This window comes from Pseudomonas sp. PP3, from assembly GCF_905336995.1.
Classification (GTDB): Bacteria; Pseudomonadota; Gammaproteobacteria; order Pseudomonadales; family Pseudomonadaceae; genus Aquipseudomonas; species Aquipseudomonas reinekei.
In genome coordinates this window covers 3656688-3679111 of record NZ_HG995459.1, presented here as the reverse complement: position 1 = coordinate 3679111, position 22424 = coordinate 3656688, and the positions used below count along the sequence as shown (strand labels likewise).

The following is a 22424-nucleotide window of genomic DNA, read 5'->3' as shown; positions in this document are numbered from 1 at the left end:
TTTGTGTGTCACTGAGCCTATGAGGTTAGGTCATGACTCACGTTATCGAGGCGATTTTGTTCATTCGCCTGCACGCCGCGCCGGAAAAACCAACTCAAAACACGTCACACCCTCAGCACTCGTGACGCTGTACCGACCATTGTGCAGTTGCATGATCGTCGCCACGATCGACAACCCCAAGCCGTTGGATTGCGCCGAGCGTTCGCGGGATTCGTCGACCCGGTAAAAACGTTCGAACAGGCGGGAAAGGTGTTCGGCGGGGATCGTCTGGCCGTGATTGCGCACTTGCAGGCGGATGCCATCGGCCGTTGGCGTGGCGCTGATCGACAACTCGGAGTCCGGCGCGCCGTACTTGATGGCATTGGCACACAGGTTGGCCAGGGCGCGGCGCAGCAGCATCGGCTCGGCCCAGATCACGCCGCTACCGTGGGCGTTGATGGCGATCCCGACATCCGCCGCGAGCCCTTCGAAATAGTCGGCCATGCGTTCCATTTCATCAAAGGCGTCCAGTTCCTGGCGTTGGCGCAGGGCGCTGGCCGGGTCGGTGCGGGCCAGGAACAGCATGTTGTCGAGCATGCGCGCCAGGCGCTCGAGTTCCTCGACATTGGAGGCAAGTAACTGCTGATAGGCTTCGATGCTGCGGTTTTGCTGCAAGGCGACCTGAGTTTCACCGAGCAGGTTATTGATCGGTGTGCGCAGTTCATGGGCCATGTCGGTGGACACCTGGCCCAGTTGCACGAAGCCTTTGCCGAGGCGGTCGAGCATGGCATTGAAGGCGTCGATCATCGGCAGCAACTCCAGTGGCGCGCCGTGGCTGTCGAGGCGTTCGCCGAGGTTACCCACGCCGATGCCCTGGGCATGTTGGGCCACGCGTCGCACCGGCAGCAGGCCGCGCTGCACCAGCACGTAGCCGGAAAGTGCCAGTAGAATCGACGCCACGCTGGCGAACAGGTAGACGTTGAACCGGTAACGGGCGAGCACCGCCGTACGTTCAGTCATCAGGCGGCCGGTCAACACTTGCAGAGTGCCCTGGTCACCGGAATCGATGGTCGCCGCCACAGCCGAAAAAGGCACGCCGTTGACGTTGGGCAGATGCTGCACATCGCTCAGGCTCAGCGGATGGTCAATGGCCATGGGGGGCACCGCGGGCATCTGCAGATTGCCCGGGTTGACCACCAGCAACGGCGCTTGCCCGGGCGCGCCGATACTCAACAGGGCCTCGCGGTTGCCCAGCATGTTCTGGAACAGCGCGGGTTTGGTGCGGATCAGCTCCAGGGTGTTGCTGTCGTTGAGGAATGTGCGCAGTTGATCGATGCGGGTGATCAGGGCCGCGTCATCACGGCGGATCAGTTCGCGCTCCAGGTCGTGGTACAACGCTACGCCCAGCGACGTCAGCGAGACAAACGCCAGGAACGCAAACACCAGCGCCAGGCGCAGCGTCAGGGAGTGGCCCAACCGGGACGGGCTGTTCATGGCTGCGTATCGAAGCGGTAGCCGATACCGCGCACGCTGTGGATCAGCTTCAGCTGGAACGGATCGTCGATTTTCAGCCGCAACCGGCGTACGGCAACGTCCACTACGTTGGTGTCACTGTCGAAATTCATGTCCCAGACCCGCGAGGCGATCATCGACCGCGACAGCACTTCACCTTGATGCGTGGCGAACAGGTGCAGCAGGGCGAATTCCTTGTTGGTCAGCGTGATGCGCGTACCGGCGCGGGTGACGCGGCGCTTGAGCACGTCGATCTGCAAGTCTTCGATGTGCAACTGTTCTTCTTCACGAGTGGGGCCGCGACGGGTCAGGGTGCGCAGGCGAGCGACCAGTTCGGCGAAGGAAAAGGGTTTGATCAGGTAATCGTCGGCGCCCAGTTCCAGGCCCTTGATGCGATCGGCGATGTCATCGCGAGCGGTGAGGAACAGCACCGGGGTGTCGGCCTCCTTGCGCAGGCGCCGCAGGACTTCCCAGCCGTCCATTTTCGGCATCATCACGTCGAGCACGATCACATCGAAATCGTGTTCCAGGGCCAGGTGCAGGCCATCGACGCCGTCGCGGGCCAGGCTCACGGTGTAACCGAGTTCCTGCAAGCCATTGAGCAGGTAATTGCCGGCCTTGGGTTCATCTTCGACGACGAGAATGTTCATGAGGTTCTGCCAGGTGTGGGGTCAGCAAAATTCAGCGCCGTGCAGGCGGGCTACAGCGGCATGCCGGTGCCGCCAGTGTAGCCCGTTCATCTGCCGCTACGCAGGGGCGACGATCAATGATCATTGGTGCAACCGCTGCCCTGGACCAGGTAATCCAGCTGATGCTGGCGACCTTGATGGTCGAGGTAGTTCAGTTGGGCGGGGAGGATGCCGCACTGCTGGGAAATGTCCGTTTCCCCGAGCACCTTGGCGACGTCGAGGTGGACGAAGGCCGCGTCCTTGTCGTGGATCACGGGGGCGGTGCTCTGGGTGTCGGCAAACGCAGAGCCGGTAGCGAAAAGGGCGGCGAAACCGAGGATATACATTTTCATGACGGTGCTCTCTTTTCAGGGTTTGAGTTGGCTGTCGACGGCTTGGCCTGACAGTGAGTTCAGGTTAAGCAGCCGATCTGGACAGCCAACCAACAGCTCGATGACAAAGTTGTAATAAATGACGGTGGTTTACGGTTGGCGACCGGCGGCAGCGAGGATCAAGTCGGCGATTTCCTTGGAGTGGGACACCAGCGACAAGTGGCTCGACGGCAGCTCGATGGTGGTGGCGCCCATGCGCTTGGCGAGGAAGCGCTCAAGGTCCGGGTTGATCGTCTGGTCCTGGCTGGAGACGGCGTACCACGACGGTTTTGTGTGCCAGGCTGCGGCGGTGGTGCGGTCGGTGAACAGGGTCTTGGCGATGGGTTGCTGCACGGCGAACAGCTGCATGGCCTTGTCATGAGGCACATCGCTGGCGAAGTATTTGAGGAAGGCGTCTTGCTTGAGGCTGATGTAACCGTCGTGTTCTTCAGTGCCGGCGCGCACTGGCATGGTCGGGTATTTGGCCGACAGTGCTACGAAATCTTCCCCGGCATCGGGCGCCCGGGCTGCCACGTACACCAGCGAACTGACCTTCGGATTGACCCCGGCCTCGCTGACCACGGTGCCGGCGTAGGAGTGGCCGACCAGCACGGTCGGGCCGTCTTGCTGATTGAGTACTCTCTGGGTCGCGGCCACATCATCGGCCACCGACGTCAGCGGGTTTTGCACGGCGGTAACGTGAAGACCGGCAGCCTGCAAACGGGAAATCACATCCGACCAACTGGAGCCATCAGCCCAGGAACCGTGCACCAGCACGACGTTGTTGGCCTTGACCGGTGCGGCGGTGGTGGCCGCCATGGCGGATCCGGTGCCCAGCACGAACAGGCTGGCGGCGATCAGGCAGAGTTTGCTCAATGGATTCATGGTATCGACCCTTGTCATCATCAGTGGGAGGCGTGTCACCCGGTGTGGGTGACTGACGACTTCACTGTATGGCGCGAGGGTGCTGGCTACGCTGACAACTCCATGACAAGTCTGTAATGCAACGGCTCGTTCATGTGTAGGCCAGCAAGCGGCCGCAGAGGATTGCGCTGATCCATAGCACGATTGAGAACAGGGCCTGGAGCCTGGCCACGCCTGGCGCTGGAGTGCCGGTGTCCCACGCCGTGACAGACCGGTACACGCCGACATGGAACAGCACGGCGTTGAGGCCCGCCGTGGCGATCAGGCACAGCTTGAGGATAAAAATGTCATTGGAGGCGAAGTCGTGTGGATGGGCGGAAAACATCATCAATCCGGCTGGCACGATCAGAAGCAGGGCTGCCAATGACCAGGGCAGGAGATGGCGGGCGAGGGCTGTCACCTGAATATTGCGTGACACGCCGAGCACCCGCAGGTCGAACATCACCACCGAACCGACCAGGATCGCGAAACCGAGGATGTGCACCACCTCCACCAGCGGATACAGCCACAAATCACCGCGCATGGCTGACCCCAGCGACGAATCATTCAGCCAGTCCATCCAGCCCGGTTCGGATGTCATCAGCGCAACTCGATGGTTTTGTCGTCGATCGTGATGCGTTCTGCGCGTAACTCATCGGGTTTGCTGCGGTTCTGGTAGCCGACCACCGTCGCCTGCGTGCCCACCGCCATCATGTCCTTGGTCAGCCCACGGTTTTCCATGCGCGAGGGCGGAGCCAGCACCACGTTCCAGGTCTTGTCCGCGGTCTTGAGGTTCACGAAGCCGTGGGGGTGGGAATAACCGGATTTTTCTATGGTCCCGCTCAGTTGCAAGGGCTTGGTTGAGTCGTACTCGCTCCAGCCGTGATGGGCGAATGCCGCCGTGGCCACCAGCAGCAGTGATACGCCAAAGCCTTTGAGCATGATGTTCATGACCGGGTCTCCTGTTGCAGGGTTTTTTGGGTCGATGTTTTTCAGGATAGTTGGCGTATTTCACGGGCCGGAACACCCCGACCAAAAGAATGTTTCATGCTGTGACGCAGGACTCGCAAGGCCCGGCAGGCCTTCGACGCAAGCATGTTCTACGCTTATCCGCAGATGACACCCATAAAAACAATGCTAAAGGGAGATCCTCCATGTCTGCTTTGCTTCGTCGCGTCAGTCATTGCCTGGCCGCAGGCCTTGTTGCTGCTGCTCTCACCACCCCCGCGCTGGCGTTGGACACCGTCAAGTTCATGGCCCCCGGTTCCGTGGGCGGCGGCTATGACCAGACCGCCCGGGTGCTGGGCAAGGCCCTGATCGAGGCCAATGTCGCCAAATCTGTCACCTTCGAAAACAAGGGCGGCGCGGGCGGCACGTTGGGGTTGGCGCAGTTTGCCAACAGCACCAAGGGCGACCCGAATGCGTTGCTGGTGGTTGGCGCGATCATGGTCGCGGGCATCGAACAGAACAAGCCGCAAATCAGCTTGAAAGACGTGACGCCGATTGCCCGGCTGTTTACCGAATACAACGTGATCGCCGTGCGCAAGGAGTCGCCCTACAAGACCCTCGACGACCTGATCAAGGATTTCAAGGCCAAGCCGTCGAGCATCACTTGGGGCGGTGGTTCCAAAGGCTCGATCGACCACATCGGTATCGCTGAATTGGCGGGCAAGCTGGATGTTCCGGTCAACAAGGTGAATTACATCGCCACCGGCGGTGGCGGTGAAATCGTCGCCCAGACCTTGGGCGGGCAAATCAAAGTGCTGACCGGCGGATATGCCGAACTGGGCCAGTACATCAAGAATGGCCAGATCCGCGTGCTCGCCATCGGTGCCCCCGAGCGTGTTCCGGAGATCGATGCGCCGACCCTCAAGGAGAGTGGCTACGACGTGGTCATCGGCAACTGGCGCGGTGTCTATGGTGCGGCCGGGCTTACGCCCGAGCAGCGTAAAGAAGTGACCGACGCGGTGCTGGCTGCGAGCAAAAGCAAAGTCTGGCAAGACAACATTCGCGTCAATGCCTGGACGGAGAGCGTGTTGACCGGTGACGAATTCGGCAAATTCGTCGACGAAGAACACGTGCGGCTACGCGCAATGCTGGTCAAGGTCGGACTGCTCTGAGATGGCCGCGTCGCGTGCAGTGGTGCCGACGCAACTGGCGATCGGCATCGGTCTGATGGCCCTCAGCGCCGTGTTGGCGCTGGGGGCTTATCGGTTTCCGCCCGAGATGGGTTTCGTCATTCTGCCGGCGTATGTCTATCCGTACGTGGTTGCGGGGTTTCTCTGTGCGGTGGGCGCGTTGCTGAGTTATCAGGCGGTCAGTGGTGGTTTTCGCGAGCTGGACAAGGGCAGTCCCGGCACCGCTGGCGGAAAATTCGGCGCGGCTTGGGTCACGGGTGGGTTGCTGGGGGTGGCGCTGTTGATCAACGTCATTGGCTTCGTGCTGGCCGCCGGGTTGCTTTTTGCCTGTTCGGCCCGGGGGTTTGGCAGTCGCCATCCGCTGCGCGACCTGGCCATCGGCATTGCCCTGACGCTGCCCATTTACTGGTTGTTCAACGCCGGGCTGGGGGTTTCCCTGCCGCCGCTGGTCAATGCCTGGATCTGATCCGGGCCGAAGGAGGTCGTCTGCGTGGACATTCTTGCAAGCCTGGCCATGGGATTCGCCGCGGCGCTGACACCGATCAATCTGATGTGGGGGTTCATTGGCTGTCTGTTGGGCACTGCCATCGGCGTGCTGCCCGGCATCGGGCCGGCGTTGACCGTGGCGTTGCTGCTGCCAATCACCGCCAAGGTCGACCCTACGGGCGCGCTGATCATGTTCGCCGGGATTTACTACGGTGCACAATTCGGCGGCTCGACCACATCGATTCTGCTCAACACGCCGGGTGAGTCTTCGTCCATGGTCACGGCGCTGGAGGGCAATCTCATGGCGCGCAATGGCCGGGCGGGACCGGCGTTGGCGACGGCGGCGATCGGTTCATTCGTGGCGGGCACCATCGCGACGATCCTGCTGACGTTGTTCGCGCCGCTGGTCGCCAGGCTGGCGCTCAATTTTGGCCCGGCGGAGTACTTCGCGATTCTGGTGCTGTCGTTCACCACGGTGTCGGCGGTGCTCGGCGCGTCGATGCTGCGCGGCTTTGCGTCGTTGGGGATCGGATTGACCATCGGCATGATCGGTCTTGACTCGACCTCGGGCATTGCCCGCTACACCCTGGGCGTCCCCGAATTGGTGGACGGCATTGAAGTGGTGCTGGTGGCGGTAGGGTTGTTTGCCGTCGGCGAGGCGTTGTACAGCTTGCTTTATCAATCGGAACAGGCGGAAGGGCGGCATCGCCTGACGTCGTTATGGATGACCCGCGCCGACTGGAAACGCTCGGTGCCGGCCTGGCTGCGGGGTACGTTTATCGGCTTCCCGTTTGGCTCCATTCCGGCCGGCGGTGCGGAGATACCGACGTTTTTGTCCTACTCCACCGAACGCAAGCTCAGCAAATACCCGAAAGAGTTTTCCGCCAACAAAGGCCAGGGCGCCATCGAAGGCGTGGCCGGCCCGGAAGCGGCCAACAACGCCAGCGCCACGGGCTCGCTGGTGCCGTTGCTGACCCTGGGCATTCCCACGTCCGCCACCGCGGCGATCCTGTTGGCGGCGTTCCAGAACTACAACCTGCAACCGGGGCCGATGCTGTTCGAAACCTCGGCCGATCTGGTTTGGACCCTGGTGGCTTCGCTGTACATCGGCAACGTCATCCTGCTGGTGCTGAATCTGCCATTGGTGGGGTTATGGGTGAAGTTGTTGCAGATTCCCCGGCCTTACCTGAATGCCGGGATTCTGGTGTTCGCCACCATCGGGGTTTATGGCATGCGCCATTCGTCCTTCGATTTGCTGCTGATGCTGGCCATCGGCTGGGCCGGGGTATTGATGCGACGCTTCGATTTTCCGGTGGCCCCGGTGATCGTCGGCATGCTCCTTGGCCCGATGGCCGAAAAGCAATTGCGCAACGCCTTGTCCATCAGCGAGGGCGACTGGACGATATTTCTGACCCAACCGATCGCGGCTTCTTTCATGGGCCTGACGTTGTTGGTGCTGGTGGTGCCGTATCTGCTACATAAGCGCGGCATCAAGCTGCACGAAGATGACTGAAGACACGCCATCCTTGTGGGAACCAGCCTGCTGGCGATGGGTTCGGGTCAATCAACCTCTCCTGTGCCTGACACACCGCCCTCGCGAGCAGGCTCGCTCACACAAGGGATCTGCGGCGTACGCCAATCTCGCATACGTCACCAATCAACTGTAGGAGCAAGCTTGCTCGCGATGGCGGTGGCAGAGTCAACATTACCGTTGACTGATGCACCGCTATCGCCAGCAAGCCGGCTCCTACAATGGTTTTTGCCAGGCACAGGTCTTGTGTTCATCGCAGATCCGCTGTGGAAGCCAGCCTGCTGGCGATGGGGCTGGCAGATTCAACATCACCGTTGACTGACACACCGCCATCGCGAGCAGGCTCGCTCCCACAAGGGATCTGCGGCGTACGTCAATCTCGCATACGTCACCAATCAACTGTAGGAGCAAGCTTGCTCGCGATGGCGGTGGCAGAGTCAACATTACCGTTGACTGATGCACCGCTATCGCCAGCAAGCCGGCTCCTACAATGGTTTTTGCCAGGCACAGGTCTTGTGTTCACCGCAGATCCCCTGTGGAAGCCAGCCTGCTGGCGATGGGGCCGGCACAATCAACCTCTCTTGTGCCTGACACACCGCCCTCGCGAGCAGGCTCGCTCCAACAAGGGATCTGCGGCGTACGTCAATCTCGCTTACGTCACCAATCAACTGTAGGAGCAAGCTTGCTCGCGATGACGGCGGCAGATTCAACATCACCGTTGACTGACACACCGCCCTCGCCAGCAAGCCGGCTCCTACAATGGTTTTTGCCAGGCACAGGTCTTGTGTTCATCGCAGATCCGCTGTGGAAGCCAGCCTGCTGGCGATGGGGCTGGCAGATTCAACATCACCGTTGACTGACACACCGCCATCCCGAGCAGCCTCGCTCCCACAAGGGATCTGGGGCGTACGCCAATCTCGCATACGTCAACAATCAACTGTAGGAGCAAGCTTGCTCGCGATGACGGCGGCAGATTCAACATTACCGTTGACTGATGCACCGCTATCGCCAGCAAGCCGGCTCCTACAATGGTTTTTGCCAGGCACAGGTCTTGTGTTCACCGCAGATCCCCTGTGGAAGCCAGCCTGCTGGCGATGGGGCTGGCACAATCAACCTCTCCTGTGCCTGACACACCGCCCTCGCGAGCAGGCTCGCTTCCACAGCTTCAGGCCAGCATCGACATCAACCCGCCCTGACGATCCAGTTTGGCCAGGTCATCGAAGCCGCCGATGTGTGCGTCGCCGATGAAAATCTGCGGTACGCTGCGGCGGCCGCTGCGGGTCAGCATTTCTTCAAGCTTGCCCGGTTCGCGCTGGATGTTGATCTCCTCCATGGGCACGCCTTTGCTGGCCAGCAGTGATTTGGCGCTGCGGCAGTAAGGGCAGGTGTCGGTGGTGTAAAGGGTCACAGTGTTCATGCTCGTGATCTCCGCAGCAGGTTGATCAGGCGTCGATGGCCGGAAAGTCGATATCGGTCAGGGCGACGTTGTTCAGGTAGTTGGTCAGGGTCTGTGAGGCCACGTGGGCGATCACTTCGATGATCTTCGCGTCATTGATCCCGGCGGCGCGGGCGGCGGCGATCTGTTCGCTGCTCAAGTGGCCACGGCTTTCGGTGATCTGCTGGGCGAGCAGGGCATAAGCGTCCAGCTGGCCTATTCGGGCACTACGGATTTCCTGATCGGTCAGCCCGGCCTTGCCGGCAAACAGCGTGTGCGCCGCCAGGCAGTAATCACAGCCATTGACCTGCGAAGTCGCGAGGAAGATGGCTTCCTTCTGCGTGGCGCTCAGCGAGGTCTTGCCCAGTGCCGCCGAGTTTTGCAGGTACGAAGCCAGCACCGCCGGGGCGATGGCCAGCACGCGGAAAACATTGGGCAGGAAACCTATTTTCTTTTGCACGCCTTCCAGCATCGGGCGGGTGGCGTCGGTGGTGTGTTCGAGGTTGACAGGGGCAATGCGGGTCATGGCGATTCTCCGAGGATTGAAGCGCGACAGGCGCTGAGTACGGAGTCCATGCTAGTGATTTGCCCTGGCCTATTTGGTGCAAATCGTCGAAGATATGCGACAGATCGTCCAGAATCGTTCCCGGGAGTCCCCATGGATCGCTTGTCCACTTTGCTCAGCCATTTCGGCGTCAACGCCGGCACCTTCCACAGCGGCACGTTTTGCGGCACGACGGCGTTCGATGGCAACCAGGCGTGCGGCCATCTGCATCTGCTTCAGGGCGGTCAGTTGTCGCTCAAACTGGCGGACGAACGAACGCTGCACATCAGTGAACCGACCCTGATTTTCTTCCCGCGCCCCTATCGTCACCGCTTGTTCGCCGATGAAACTTTCGGCACGCAATTGGTCTGCGCATCACTGGATTTCGACGGCGGAGCCGGCAATGCCCTGGCTACAGCGCTGCCGGATTTCCTGGTGCTGAAACTGGATGAGATCCCCACCCTGGCCAGCACCCTGCAGTGGTTGTTCGATGAAGCCTTCGCGGGCACCTGCGGCCGGGAAGCGGTGATGGATCGGCTGTTCGAACTGGTGGTGATCCTGCTACTGCGCCATATCCTCAGCAGTCGCAATCAACAACCGGGCATGATGGCCGGCCTCGCCGATCCACGCCTGGCGCGGCCGTTGAATCTCATGCACGAAGCACCCGGCAAACCTTGGAGCGTGGCCGAATTATCGGCGGCGGCCAACATGTCGCGGGCCAGTTTTGCCGAGCATTTCAAGCGCGTGGTCGGCCAGGCGCCGGTGGATTATCTGGTGAGCTGGCGCATCAGCCTGGCGCAGAAACGCTTGCGCGAGGGCAAGCCCATCGCCCTGATCGCCGAAGAAGTCGGCTATGAAAGCCCGTCGGCACTGGCCCGGGCATTTCGTCGCAAGACGGGAGTCAGCCCACGGGAGTGGCGGGGGTAGGTCGTGCCTTTGGCTTACTCCAAACAGTTGTTTTGCAGTTTGACGCGGTACAGCTAATCTAGCCGACGCTAGGGTGGAAATGTCGCCTTGGGATGTCATTGTCTGGCAATGGAGCCGCCCGCCATGAGTACCGATCAGAGTCATTACAGTCCGCCCACCTTGCTGGTGGTGGATGACACGCCCGATAACCTGCTGCTGATGACAGATCTGCTCAAGGACCGCTACCGGGTCAAGGTCGCCAACAGCGGTGAGAAGGCTTTGCGATTACTCCAGGGCGGCACACTGCCGGACCTGATCCTGCTTGACATCATGATGCCCGGGTTGTCTGGCCATGAAGTGGCAAGCCAGCTCAAGGGCGACCCGCGTACCCGCGATATTCCCATTATCTTCCTGACGGCCATGGCCGGGACTGAAGACGAGATCCATGGCCTGGAACTGGGTGCTGTCGACTACATCACCAAACCGATCAGGCCGGCGCTGGTACTGGCGCGAGTGGACACCCAGCTCAAGCTTAAGGCCGCGGCAGACTTCCTGCGTGATCACAACGACTACCTCGAAAAAGAAGTGGCGCGCCGCACCCGCGAGGTGACGGCGATCCAGGATGTGGCCATCCAGGCCATGGCGTCACTGGCGGAAACTCGCGATAACGAAACGGGCAACCATATCCGCCGGACCCAGCATTACATCAAGGTGCTGGCAGAGTATCTGCGTGATCATCCGCGTTTCAGTCATTTCCTCAGCGAGGAAACCATCCAGTTGCTGTTCAAGTCGGCCCCCCTGCACGACATCGGCAAAATCGGCATTCCCGACCATATCCTCCTCAAGCCCGGACGCTTCACCGCGGAAGAGTTCGAGATCATGAAGACGCACACCACGCTGGGGCGTGATGCCATCCAGCATGCCGAGGATGCGCTTGGCATTCGCGCCGAGTTCCTCAGCCTGGCCAAGGAGATTGCCTACAGTCACCAGGAAAAGTGGGACGGCAGCGGCTATCCGCTGGGGCTGGTGGCTGACGCGATTCCCATCAGTGCCCGGTTGATGGCGGTGGCTGACGTCTATGATGCGTTGATCAGCCGTCGGGTCTACAAATCGGGGATGCCTCACGAGCAGGCTGTCGAGATTATTCGTCAGGGACGAGGCACGCACTTCGACCCGGACATCTGTGATGCCTTTCTGGTCTGCGTGGATCAGTTCCAGCTCATTGCCGAGCGTTTTGCCGATACCGATCAGGACATGGCCACCCAGCTGGCTGCCCTGGAACGTGCCGGGCAGGCTACCTGAGCCGAGGCCCGCGAGCCCGCTTTATCAGTGTATTCATCAGGTTCACAAGGATTAGGTCATGGCTGGATTGCGCAATCTGCTTGAGCGACTCGCGCTCCTGCACAAACTGATCCTGGGATTCGCCGCGCTGCTGCTGTTGGTGCTGGTACTCGGCGTGCAAAGCCTGCGCACTCAGCAATCGCTGAAGCAGGACATGCAGAACCTCTATCTGCAGGAACTGGTCGGCATGGAGCACCTGAATGAGGCGCGGGTGCAACTCCCGCATATGGTGCAAACCCTGCAGCGCGCTGTGGGCACCAACAGCGCGCAGATCCGCGTCGAATCCTTGCAACGCCTGCGTGATACCGAGGATCGTCTGCAGCAGGCGCTGGCTCAAGCCAAAGTGACCCTCCGGCGTCCGGAGAATCTGGCGCGCCTCACCGAGCTCGATCTGCTGCTGCAACAGTTGCAGGCTGATAGCGAACAGGCCTTTCAAATGATTGATGAAGGTCGACAGGGACAGGCGTTGCTGCTGCTCAATAGCAGTGAGTTCCAGCAACTCGATCAGCAGGCCGACACACTTTTGAGCGCGATCGCCCAGGTCAAGAGCGCCTCGATTCGCGACACGGCCAAGGAAATTGCCGACTTTGCCGAACGCAGCACCCTGTTGACTTACGTGCTGTTGTTCGGTGGTTTGTCGTTGGCGCTGCTGCTGTCCTGGTTGGTCAGTCAGTCGATCCGCAATCCGCTCAACCGAGTGCGGGTGGCGGTGGATCAGTTGGCCGCCGGGCAGCTCGACCAACCCATTCCTCACACCGACCTGAACAACGAAACCGGTGATCTGGCACGCGCCATCGCCAAACTGCAGACCGAGTCCCAACAACTGGAACGCCAGCGCTGGATCAAGGCGCATACCGCACAGTTGCAGGTCGATTTGCAGCAGGCAGAAACACCAGACGAGCTGGCTCAGGTCTTTCTGCAGCACATGGCCAGCCTGCACGGGATCTGCCAAGGGGTGCTTTACAGCGCCCATGAAGAGACCGCCAAACTGCTGCTGATGGGCCGTTATGCGACCGATGCCGAGCGGCCGCCTGAGGCGCAAGTCATGTTCGGCGATGGCCTGCTGGGGCAATGCGCGGTGGATCGCCAGCCTCGGCAATTTCAAACACTGCCGGAAAACTTCTGGCGTTTGCGTTCGCCGCTGGGGGAAATTCCGGCCAGTTGCCTGCTGTTGCAGCCCATCGTGCATGGCGATCGTCTGCTTGGGGTACTTGAGCTGGCCGGACTGGAGCCGCTAAGCGAGCGCGAATTGCTGCTGTTGCATGAAGCCACCCCACGGCTGGCCGCAGCCATGGCGATCATGGAGCGTAATGAAGCGGTCAAGTCGCTCCTGGCAGAGACTCGTCGCCAGGCCAATGAAGTGGCCGAACAGGCACTGCAATTGGAAGAGCAGGCGCAAGCGCTGGAAACCCAGCAATCGGCACTGCGCGCGACCGAGGCCTGGTATCGCGGGATCATCGAAGCGGCGCCGGACGGCATGCTGGTGGTGGATGCCGAAGGACTGATCCTGCGCACCAATCGACAACTGGACCAGCTGTTTGGCTACAACGCGGGCGAGTTGCTCGGCGAACCCATCGAACGTCTGGTGCCGTCGGCGAGCCGAGGGCCGCATGTGGCGAAGCGTAATGGGTTCCTCGCCCACGGCAACACGCGACAGATGGGGGCTAACCTGGAAGACCTGCAAGGCGTGCGCAAGGACGGCAGCCTGTTCTCGGCCGAGATCAGCCTGTCGCGCTTGCCGAGCCTGGAAGGCGGGGGCATATGCGTCTGCGCTTCGGTGCGGGACGTAAGCGAGCGCCGTCAGTTGCAGGCGGCGTTGAAGGCCAATGAAGCGCAGTTGCGCGCCGTGCTCGACAGCAGTCCGGTGGCCATGGTGATCCGCGATGGCGATGGCCGTCCTACCTACTGCAACCCGCAGTTCGAGAGTCTGTTCGGGATCCGTCTGGTTGACCTCGAAGGTACCGATCCGGCGCAGTTCTGGGTCGATCCAGAGGTTCACCAGCGCTTTCTCGCCGCCGAGTCGCAGGGCGCGGTGCTGAATTTCGAGGCAAGCATGCAACGTGCCGAGGGCGATCGTTTTGATGTGCTGGTTTCAGCCATCACAATGACGCTGGGGGAGCGGGGCGTGGCTGCCAACTGGTATTTCGATATCACCGACCGCAAGCTCGCCGAGGCCGAAGTGCAGCGCGCACGCGAGGCGGCAGAAGAGGCGACCCGGGCCAAGAGCGACTTCCTGGCCACCATGAGCCACGAAATCCGCACGCCGATGAACGCCATCATCGGCATGAGCCATTTGGCATTGCGCACCGAGCTCAACCATCGTCAGCGTAATTACATCGAAAAGGTCCATCGCTCGGCGGAAAACCTGTTGGGGATCATCAACGACATCCTCGACTTTTCCAGAATCGAAGCCGGCAAGATGAACCTCGAGCACATTCCCTTCCGACTTGAAGATGTGCTGGACGGCTTCGCCAGCATGATTGGCCTGAAAGCCGAAGACAAAGGCCTGGAGCTGCTCTTCAGCACCGCCGCCGATTTGCCGACCGCATTGATCGGCGATCCGCTGCGTCTGGGGCAGGTGCTGATCAACCTGGGCAACAATGCGACGAAATTCACCGAACAGGGCGAGATCGTGCTCGGTGTAGAACTGCGCGGTGCTGTGGGTGAGCAGGCACAGTTGCATTTCTGGGTGCGTGACAGCGGCATCGGCATGAACACCGAGCAATGCTCGCGGCTGTTTCAGCCGTTCAGCCAGGCTGATAGCTCCACCACCCGCAAATACGGTGGCACCGGTTTGGGCCTGGCCATCTCCCGGCATCTGGTGGAGTTGATGGGCGGGGACATTTGGGTCGAGAGTGAGCCGGGGCACGGTTCGACGTTCCATTTCGACGTGAGCCTGGGCGTGCAGCATGACGTTCAGGTGCGACGCATGGTGACTGCCGACGAACTCGCGGGCTGCCGTGTGTTGGTGGTCGATGACAACGCCAGCGCACGGGAGATTCTGTCGAGCATGGCCCGCAGTTTTGGCGTGGAAGTCGACGTCGCGCAAAGTGGCCGGGCCGCATTGGCCATGTTGGTGGAGGCTGAATCCAAAGCGCTGCCTTATGACCTGGTGCTGATGGATTGGCGCATGCCGGGCATGGATGGTGTGGAGACAGTGCGGCAGATGCATGCCGCGAAACTGGCGCAAACTCCGTCGGTGATCATGGTCACCGCTTTCGGTCGCGAGGAGGCGCACGAAGAAGCCAGTCGGCATGGCCTTCAATTGCCGGTGGTGCTGACCAAACCGGTCACGCCTTCTACCTTGCTCGAGTCGCTGGGCGCGGTGCTTGGCAAGGCCCCGCAAATCGATACCCGGGCCAGCGAGCGCGTGGGGCAGAGCGCCAGTGCCATGGCCAGCCTGCGAGGCGCGCGACTATTGCTGGTGGAAGACAATGAATTGAACCGCGAGCTGGCGTGTGAACTGTTGGAGAGCGCCGGCATCGAGCTGAGCCTGGCCTTCCACGGCGCGCAGGCGCTCGAGCAACTGGAGCGTGACGCAGACTTCGATGGTGTATTGATGGACTGCCAGATGCCGGTGATGGACGGATATACCGCTACCCGCAAGATTCGCGAGCAATCACGCTGGGCAACGCTGCCGGTGATCGCCATGACGGCCGACGCCATGGCCGGGGATCGCGAACGGGCGCTTGCCTGCGGCATGAACGACCACATCTCCAAGCCCCTGCACGTCGATGACATGTTTGCCACCTTGGCCAAATGGATACATCCGAGACCGGGCCGGGGCGCTTCATCAGCCGAACTTTCGCCGCTCATCACGGCGCCGACAGCGGGCCTGCCAGCCAGCCTTCCAGGAATAGATGTGAACGCAGGCCTGGGCACCTGCATGGGCAAGGTCGAACTCTACCTGCGCCTGCTGCGCAAGTTCCACGCCAGCCAGCAAGCCTTTGGCACGGAGTTTCTGGCGGCCCGAAGTCAAGACGATTCAACGGCGGCAGTCAGAGTGGCGCATACCCTGCGCGGTACCGCGGGCAACATCGGTGCTGTTGACGTGGCAAACGCAGCCGGCGCCCTGGAGCAGGCGTGCCTTGGCGCAGGGCTGGAGCAGGAGGTGGCCGATCGACTGGCAGAGGTCGAACGCTGCCTGACACCGATGCTTGAAGGATTGGCGGTACTGACCGAGCCGACATCGGCCGAAGACCCGGCAGCCGCGCCAAACCTGAACAACGAGTGGCTTGCGCAGTTGGAGCTCGTTCGTTATCTGTTGGCGGAAAGTGATGGCCAGGCGTTGACGGCCTTGCACAAGTTGCAGGGTCTGGCTTGCGGGGCGCGGGTGACCGAGCAGTTGCATCGGGTTGTCCAGCAGGCCGAGTGCTTTGAATTCGACGAGGCGCTGGAGTTGCTGGAAAAGCTGGTGGTGAGTTCTGCCAGCGGTTAGTAATTCAACGTGACGGAATCACATCCGGCAGAACTTCGATCTACACCCGAGAGTCCCAGGGCTTTAGGCGTGCCGACGGGATGTACCGTCGAAAGACGCAAACGCCTCTGGCAGCACGCCGATGAAGCGCCAGGAATAGGGGCGGGCGACTAAGATCCAGAGACGCCGGGCACATCCATGTTTATTTTGCGCCAGGCAGCTTCGGAGAAGCTGTATGCCGAAAAAGCGATTAAACCCAGTGCCATCACCATCAAAATCAAAGCTCCGGCTGGCAGGTTCTGGAGAGCATCAAGGGCCTCCTTCATGCCCGGGGGCTCAGCGGCTTTGTACCGGGAACCGCTTATCGCCAGAAGCAGGGCTATCTCGATAAACACCACGCCTCGGGCAATGAGTCCGAACCGGGACACCGGGCGTATATAACGCATGACGTCTTCATCAGCCTCAAAGTACTTCTCGAACGACGCCTTCCATCCCTTGATGATGTGAGCAACGCCTACGCCTAGCGGGATGAGTGCCACGAGGTAGATCAACACGTTTGAGTGATCCCAGGACAAAAGATACGCCAGTAAATCCTTTGTCTCCCCCCCTGCGGAATTGCCTGAACTCCGAACGCCGGTGATGAGTAGGCCCAACGCAAAAAACGCAAGCGCACCGTTAACCAAACCTCCCGCCAACAAACCTGCCCGAATCACCAAACCCTTGAGTTTCGTACCGTGATGATCGACGTCGTGAATCGCTTGCAGCACTCGCCACCCGGCAAAGGCGAGCAAACCCGCCACGACTAGCCCGACGAGCACATATCCGAATGGCTGGCTTAATAACGCCTCAAGGCTTTTGTGACTGTCCTTGGGCCGGGTCGAATCTTGAGCCGCCAGCAGAGCGAAGATACCAATGATCAGATACAGGACACCTCGAGCGGCATATCCGCCCCGTGCGAGTACGACCAGGGTGTGATGAGCGGACATTGGATTTTTTCCGAGGGAGTTATACAAGAACAGACTCATCGCTGCGCAAGGGGTTCGATAAACCGACTCGTCTGGACAATGTTGACGTGGGTGCACCGCTGAATGGCATGTTGATGAATGCTTCGTTTCTTGCGCTCGCGGACCCGCTCTACACGTTCCGAGATCAGTGGCCTACATTGTTCTTGATGATATTCAGTCGTACAGGCTCACATCTTTGAACAGTACGAAAGGCTATCCGTCCGCTTGGCGTCAACGAGCGGACATCCGTCGCACGCCTTTTATTGTGAGGTCCCGCCATGCGCCAATACACGCTGCAATACCGGTTCAACGGTGAGTCTCGTGAGTACATGCTCGAACTCAAGCAAGATCAATTGCCCGTGCATGAGGCGGCAATGCATCTGTTACAGCTGCATTTTGGAGACGGGGAGAACAGCCTGCTCATGCCTTCAGCAGACGCGACGGCGCGAGAAGTCCTGGCGCAGGCTGAACAGCTGGGACTGACCCGGATCAGGGTTGTTTGAGTTTCAAAGCACTGATGTCCCGACTGACCCGGCTCGCCATGGAGCAGTCACCCGCGACCTCAAGGCTGCTTGCGGAAGAACAAGGTGATCTGACCGACCTCCACCCCGAATTTGCTCATGAACGAGCGATTGATCAGGGTGTTCTTGTCCATCAGGTACATCCAGTCGTCCAAGTGAACCTCGTACACCGTGCCATCCACCGGAAGGCTCAGCACATATTTCCAGCGCAGTGCATTGCCTGCCACCTCACCAAGCGCCTCGCCCACCACGTCGCCAGCGGTTCCGCGCCATTGGCCAGGGCCAGCAGGGGTTAGCGTCCACACCCGTTTTTGCTTGGTTCCATCGCTGTAGGTAAACGATTCGTCGAGGATCAGCTTGTTGCCTTCGGAGTGGCCATTGATCACCACATGGAAGCGCTTGGTTACCTCGCCTGAACGCTTTTGAAACATACCCCACGCTTCAACCCGGCCCTCGAAGAATTCGCGTAACTCGAGCGTGGGCGTCTCCTGGCTGTAGGTCTGCACATCCACCCGGCTGCAACTCGCAAGGCCAATGCATAGCAGCATTATCCATATCTTGAGCATGTGCATTTCCTCAACTGTGTCAGGGTTTAAGGAACCAGTGTAGTCCGCTATGACCCGAGCCATTTCGAGCTGAGTCGTAGCAAGTAGCCGGGTTCAGCAAATCCGGAGCAACGTATGCGTCCGGGCATCACGTATTGCGTGATTAAATCGGTTGTCACTTATGTGAGAGCAATGCCCGAATTCACCAGCGGATCACGACCACCCTCGTCAATCACCTCATCCACAGCACATCAACGTTGCCCAGTCCGGGTGCTCACATCCACCCACACGGCCAGCACCAGAATGCTGCCCTTGACGATCATCTGCCAATAACTGTCGACGTCGAGCATGGACATGCCGTTGTCCAGGCTGGTGATGACCAGCGCGCCGAGGAGGGCGCCGTAGACGGTGCCGGAGCCGCCGCGCATGGAGGTGCCGCCGATGAAGCAGGCGGCGATGGCGTCGAGTTCGCCCATGCTGCCAGCCGAGGGCGAACCGGCGGCCAGGCGTGCGGTGTTGACCACGCCGGCGAGGGCGCACATCACGCCCATGATCCCGAAAATCCAGAGCTTCACCGCCTGCACGTTGATACCGGACAGGCGTGTCGCTTCCATGTTGCTGCCCACGGAATAGACGCGTCGGCCGAAGACGGTCTGGCTGGTCATGTAGATGAATCCGCCCAGCAGAATCAGCAGAAGCAGGACCGGCACGGGAATGCCGTCATAGCTGTTGAGCGTCTGGACAAAGCCGGCCAGCACTGCGCCGATCAACAGCACGCGTATTACGTCACGCACCCGTGAATGTGCCGCCAGGCCGTGAAGGGCGCGATTGCGCCGTTGTTTCCAGGTCAAGAACAACGTCAGTGCGAACAGCAGAACGCCCAGGCCTGTGCCGATCGTGTGGGGCAAATAACCCTGGCCAATGTAGACGAGTTCCGGCGAAACCGGGGCGATGGTCGTGCCGCCGGTGATCCCCAGCAGAATCCCCCGGAAAGCCAGCATGCCCCCCAGCCCGACAATGAAAGACGGAATGCGCAGGTAGGCGGCCATGTAGCCGTTGGCGAGGCCGATCAACAGTCCGCACAGCGCGACAAGGCTCAGGTTCGCCAACAGCGGTATGTGGTAGATAACGTCGAGAATCGCCGCGACGCCACCGAGCAGGCCCAGCAATGAGCCGACCGACAAATCGATCTCGCCGCTGATGATCACCAGCACCATGCCGCAGGCGAGAATGCCGGTAATGGACATCTGGCGCAGCAGATTGGAGAGGTTGCGCGGTGTCAGGAATCCACCGTCGGTCTGCCAGCTGAAAAATAGCCAGATAAACGCCACGGCAAACACCAGCGCGAGCATTTTGTAGCGAGTGAAGAGTTGTTTGACCTGATTCATTTACGCGGATTTCCGATCATTATTGTTATGGCCATCAGGCTGGCTGAGTGCGGCGGTGAGCACCTGTTCCTGGGTGAGTCCTTGGTTGATGAAGTCGCCACGTAACTGTCCTTCGCCGATCACCAGTACGCGATCGGAAACGCCGAGCACTTCGGCCAGCTCCGACGACACCATGATGATCGACACGCCTTCGGCCGCCAGCGCGCCCATCAGCTTGTAGATCTCGTACTTGGCGCCGACATCCACGCCTCGGGTGGGCTCATCGAGAATCAGCACCCGGGGTTTGGTCAGCAGCATCTTCGCCAATACGGCTTTTTGTTGATTGCCACCGGACAGGCTGGTGATCGGCAGGAACGGGCTCGCGGTCTTGAGGTGCAGGCGCGAGATTTCTCGACCGATGCTTCCCAGTTCCGCTTCGGCATCGATGCGGGTCAGTTTCGAGTAACTGTCCAGCACGGCCAGGGTGATGTTCTGGCCGACGCCAAGGTCTGGAATGATGCCCTGACGCTTGCGGTCCTCAGGCACCAGGCACAGGCCGGCACGGATTGACTTGAGCGGCGTGCGGGTGTCGATGAGTTGGCCGTCCAGCCAGACTTCGCCTTCGTGGCGGCCGGGGTAGGCGCCGAACAGCGCTGTCACCAACTCGGTCCGGCCTGCACCGACCAACCCGGCGATGCCGAGGATTTCCCCGTGTTTGAGGCTGAACGAAATATCGTCGACCCGTTTGCGCCTGGGGTTGTCGACGTCGTAGCAGGTGATGTGGCGGGCCTCAAAAATGACCTCGCCAACGTCGTGTGGCTCGGTGGGGTAGAGGTTGCTCATTTCCCGTCCGACCATCTGGGTGATGATCTGAGGAATATCCAGGTCGGCCATGCCGGTCGTGGCGATGTGTTTGCCGTCACGGATCACCGAAATGGTGTCGCACACGGCGGCCACTTCATCGAGCTTGTGGGAGATGTAGACGCAGGCGACACCCTTGGTTTTGAGGTCGCGGATGATGTCCAGCAGCACCTCGATTTCCGAACGGGTCAGGGCTGATGAAGGCTCGTCGAGGATCAACAGGCGCGCATGCTTGTTCAGTGCCTTGGCGATTTCCACCAGTTGCTGATGGCCGCCGCCGTACTGCGAAACCGGCAACGATACGTTCATGTCCGGCACTTTCAGTTCACGCATCAGGCTTTCGGCGCGGTGGATCATCGCCGGATAATTCATTCGCCCACCGGGCAGCGTCAGTTCATGGCCCATGAAAATGTTCTCGGCCACCGACAGGTCGGGAACCAGCGTCAGTTCCTGGTGAATGATGACGATGCCGGCGGCTTCCGTTTCACTGATCGATTGCGCCTTCAGCGGTTGACCGTCCCAGAGGATTTCACCGTCCCAGGTGCCATAGGGGTAGACCGCGGAAAGTATCTTCATCAACGTGGATTTGCCGGCGCCATTCTCGCCGCACAGCCCGACGCATTCCCCCGGCTTGACCTTGATGTCGATACCATTGAGCGCTTTGACACCGCCGAAGGTTTTGACGATACCGTTCATTTGCAGCAGATAGTCGGACATGGCAGAGGGCTCGTATAACAAAGACTCACATGACACTAATCATTGTGGGAGCGAGCCGGCTCGCGAAGGCGTCAGCACCGTCAATCGCGATGCAGGCTGAACCACCGTCTTCGCGAGCAGGCTCGCTCCCACAAGGGGTTTCGCATAACCAGGGACTGATGCCTTGGTCACTGGCCGGCTATCTGCGCCTTGGTGTAAAACCCGTCATGTTCCAGCAGGTCGATGTTGTCCTTGGTCAACGGAGTCGGCGTGAGCAGGATGGTGTCGACTTTTTTGCTGCCGTTGTCGTACTGCGAGCTGTAGGCGGGTTTCTCGTTACGCGCCAGTTGCACCGAGAGCTTGGCGGCTTCGGTGGCGATGAGTTTGAGCGGTTTGTACACGGTCATGGTTTGCGTGCCGGCGATCACTCGCTTGACTGCTGCGAGGTCTGCGTCCTGCCCCGAAATCGGCACCTTGCCGGCCAGTTGCTGAGAGGCCAGTGCCTGGATGGCGCCGCCTGCCGTGGCGTCGTTGGAGGCGACGATACCGTCGATTTTGTTGTCGTTGCGGGTCAAGGCGTTTTCAACAATGCTCAACGCTTCGGTAGGGTTCCATTCCTTCACCCACTGTTGGCCGACGATCTTGATATCACCCTTGTCGATGGCCGGTTGCAGCACTTTCATCTGACCTTCGCGCAGGACTTTTGCGTTGTTGTCGGTGGGCGCACCGCCGAGCAGAAAGTAATTGCCCTTGGGCGCCGCGTGCAGCACGCCGGCGGCCTGCATCTCGCCGACCTTTTCATTATCAAATGAAATGTAGGCGTCGATATCCGCGTTGAGTATCAGGCGGTCATAGGACACGACCTTGATGCCGGCTTTCTTCGCTTCGGCCACTGCGTTGGTCAGCACCGTGGCGTTGAACGGCACGATGACGATGACATCGACGCCACGGGAAATGAGGTTTTCGATTTGCGAAATCTGCTTTTGCTCGTTGGCATCGGCCGACTGAACGAAGACCTTGGCGTCCATTTTCTCCGCCGCCGCAACGAAGTAATCGCGGTCACGTGACCAGCGTTCCAGCCGCAGATCATCAATGGAGAAACCGATTTTCGGGTGGGCAGAATCGGCCATTACTGGCAGCGAAAGCAGCGCCAGGGCACTGGCCAACAGCGCGCGTTTTACATTCTTCATGGTGGTGCG

The 22424-nt window shown here is 60.3% G+C and carries 20 protein-coding genes; 7 read left to right on the top strand and 13 right to left on the bottom strand.

The genetic code is table 11. The annotated features are described in order from the left end of the window. Nucleotides 1–60: 60 nt before the first annotated feature. The 6 genes from KHO07_RS16600 to KHO07_RS16575 form a co-directional block, all read right to left on the bottom strand. Complete coding sequence (locus tag KHO07_RS16600; RefSeq protein WP_212624915.1) at nt 61–1473, bottom strand: heavy metal sensor histidine kinase; 1413 nt, start codon at nt 1471–1473, stop codon at nt 61–63. Beyond that, the gene (locus tag KHO07_RS16595) at nt 1470–2141 is read right to left on the bottom strand and encodes a heavy metal response regulator transcription factor (RefSeq protein ID WP_150702424.1); all 672 of its coding nucleotides are present in this window, start codon (nt 2139–2141) and stop codon (nt 1470–1472) included. Before KHO07_RS16595 ends, KHO07_RS16600 begins: the two co-directional genes overlap by 4 nt. Nucleotides 2142–2254: 113 nt before the next feature. After that, nucleotides 2255–2512, bottom strand: a complete 258-nt coding sequence (locus KHO07_RS16590) for a DUF2790 domain-containing protein (RefSeq protein WP_212624914.1) — start codon at nt 2510–2512, stop codon at nt 2255–2257. A 129-nt stretch (nt 2513–2641) separates the two neighbouring features. After that, complete coding sequence (locus KHO07_RS16585) at nt 2642–3415, bottom strand: alpha/beta hydrolase (RefSeq protein ID WP_212624913.1); 774 nt, start codon at nt 3413–3415, stop codon at nt 2642–2644. Nucleotides 3416–3545: 130 nt separating this feature from the next. Beyond that, nucleotides 3546–4034, bottom strand: a complete 489-nt coding sequence (locus tag KHO07_RS16580) for a DUF6644 family protein (protein WP_212624912.1) — start codon at nt 4032–4034, stop codon at nt 3546–3548. Beyond that, the gene (locus KHO07_RS16575) at nt 4034–4384 is read right to left on the bottom strand and encodes a DUF6152 family protein (RefSeq protein ID WP_212624911.1); all 351 of its coding nucleotides are present in this window, start codon (nt 4382–4384) and stop codon (nt 4034–4036) included. Before KHO07_RS16575 ends, KHO07_RS16580 begins: the two co-directional genes overlap by 1 nt. Nucleotides 4385–4587: 203 nt before the next feature. Here KHO07_RS16575 and KHO07_RS16570 point away from each other — a divergent pair, with 203 nt between their 5' ends. The 3 genes from KHO07_RS16570 to KHO07_RS16560 are packed head-to-tail and all read left to right on the top strand — an operon-like array spanning nt 4588 to nt 7570. Then, nucleotides 4588–5553 (top strand): tripartite tricarboxylate transporter substrate-binding protein, encoded by a 966-nt coding sequence (locus tag KHO07_RS16570; RefSeq protein WP_150732513.1) that lies wholly within the window; start codon nt 4588–4590, stop codon nt 5551–5553. 1 nt (nt 5554) lies between these two features. Beyond that, nucleotides 5555–6037: a tripartite tricarboxylate transporter TctB family protein gene (locus KHO07_RS16565; protein WP_212624910.1), complete on the top strand. Its 483-nt coding sequence runs from the start codon at nt 5555–5557 to the stop codon at nt 6035–6037. A 24-nt stretch (nt 6038–6061) separates the two neighbouring features. Then, nucleotides 6062–7570 carry a tripartite tricarboxylate transporter permease gene (locus KHO07_RS16560; RefSeq protein WP_212624909.1) on the top strand — a complete coding sequence of 503 codons (1509 nt, stop codon included), beginning with the start codon at nt 6062–6064 and terminating at the stop codon, nt 7568–7570. A gap of 1183 nt (nt 7571–8753) precedes the next feature. On the opposite strand, the gene grxC is transcribed toward KHO07_RS16560, so the two are convergent. After that, nucleotides 8754–9005 carry a glutaredoxin 3 gene (gene grxC / locus KHO07_RS16555; protein ID WP_150732517.1) on the bottom strand — a complete coding sequence of 84 codons (252 nt, stop codon included), beginning with the start codon at nt 9003–9005 and terminating at the stop codon, nt 8754–8756. Between the two features lie 25 nt (nt 9006–9030). Next, entirely contained in the window at nt 9031–9549 is a 519-nt protein-coding gene (locus KHO07_RS16550; RefSeq protein ID WP_150732518.1) for a carboxymuconolactone decarboxylase family protein, read from the bottom strand. A 132-nt stretch (nt 9550–9681) separates the two neighbouring features. Here KHO07_RS16550 and KHO07_RS16545 point away from each other — a divergent pair, with 132 nt between their 5' ends. From KHO07_RS16545 to KHO07_RS16535, 3 genes are all read left to right on the top strand, one after another. Next, nucleotides 9682–10494, top strand: coding sequence for an AraC family transcriptional regulator (locus tag KHO07_RS16545; RefSeq protein WP_212624908.1), 813 nt, complete (start codon nt 9682–9684; stop codon nt 10492–10494). Between the two features lie 123 nt (nt 10495–10617). Further along, nucleotides 10618–11775 carry a two-component system response regulator gene (locus KHO07_RS16540; RefSeq protein WP_150732520.1) on the top strand — a complete coding sequence of 386 codons (1158 nt, stop codon included), beginning with the start codon at nt 10618–10620 and terminating at the stop codon, nt 11773–11775. A 58-nt stretch (nt 11776–11833) separates the two neighbouring features. Then, nucleotides 11834–16252, top strand: a complete 4419-nt coding sequence (locus tag KHO07_RS16535) for a response regulator (RefSeq protein WP_212624907.1) — start codon at nt 11834–11836, stop codon at nt 16250–16252. Between the two features lie 149 nt (nt 16253–16401). Here KHO07_RS16535 and KHO07_RS16530 read toward each other — a convergent pair whose 3' ends face one another. Next, nucleotides 16402–17217 carry a DUF1206 domain-containing protein gene (locus KHO07_RS16530; RefSeq protein ID WP_212627650.1) on the bottom strand — a complete coding sequence of 272 codons (816 nt, stop codon included), beginning with the start codon at nt 17215–17217 and terminating at the stop codon, nt 16402–16404. A gap of 296 nt (nt 17218–17513) precedes the next feature. Between KHO07_RS16530 and KHO07_RS16525 the strand changes: the two genes are divergently transcribed. Continuing rightward, nucleotides 17514–17738: a hypothetical protein gene (locus tag KHO07_RS16525; RefSeq protein ID WP_212624906.1), complete on the top strand. Its 225-nt coding sequence runs from the start codon at nt 17514–17516 to the stop codon at nt 17736–17738. A gap of 59 nt (nt 17739–17797) precedes the next feature. On the opposite strand, the gene KHO07_RS16520 is transcribed toward KHO07_RS16525, so the two are convergent. From KHO07_RS16520 to xylF, 4 genes are all read right to left on the bottom strand, one after another. Next, nucleotides 17798–18322, bottom strand: coding sequence for a DUF3833 domain-containing protein (locus KHO07_RS16520; protein WP_150732523.1), 525 nt, complete (start codon nt 18320–18322; stop codon nt 17798–17800). 230 nt (nt 18323–18552) lie between these two features. Next, entirely contained in the window at nt 18553–19689 is a 1137-nt protein-coding gene (locus KHO07_RS16515; RefSeq protein WP_212624905.1) for a sugar ABC transporter permease, read from the bottom strand. Then, nucleotides 19690–21246: a D-xylose ABC transporter ATP-binding protein gene (gene xylG, locus KHO07_RS16510; RefSeq protein WP_212624904.1), complete on the bottom strand. Its 1557-nt coding sequence runs from the start codon at nt 21244–21246 to the stop codon at nt 19690–19692. A 167-nt stretch (nt 21247–21413) separates the two neighbouring features. After that, nucleotides 21414–22415, bottom strand: coding sequence for a D-xylose ABC transporter substrate-binding protein (gene xylF / locus KHO07_RS16505; RefSeq protein WP_212624903.1), 1002 nt, complete (start codon nt 22413–22415; stop codon nt 21414–21416). Between the last annotated feature and the right edge of the window lie 9 nt (nt 22416–22424).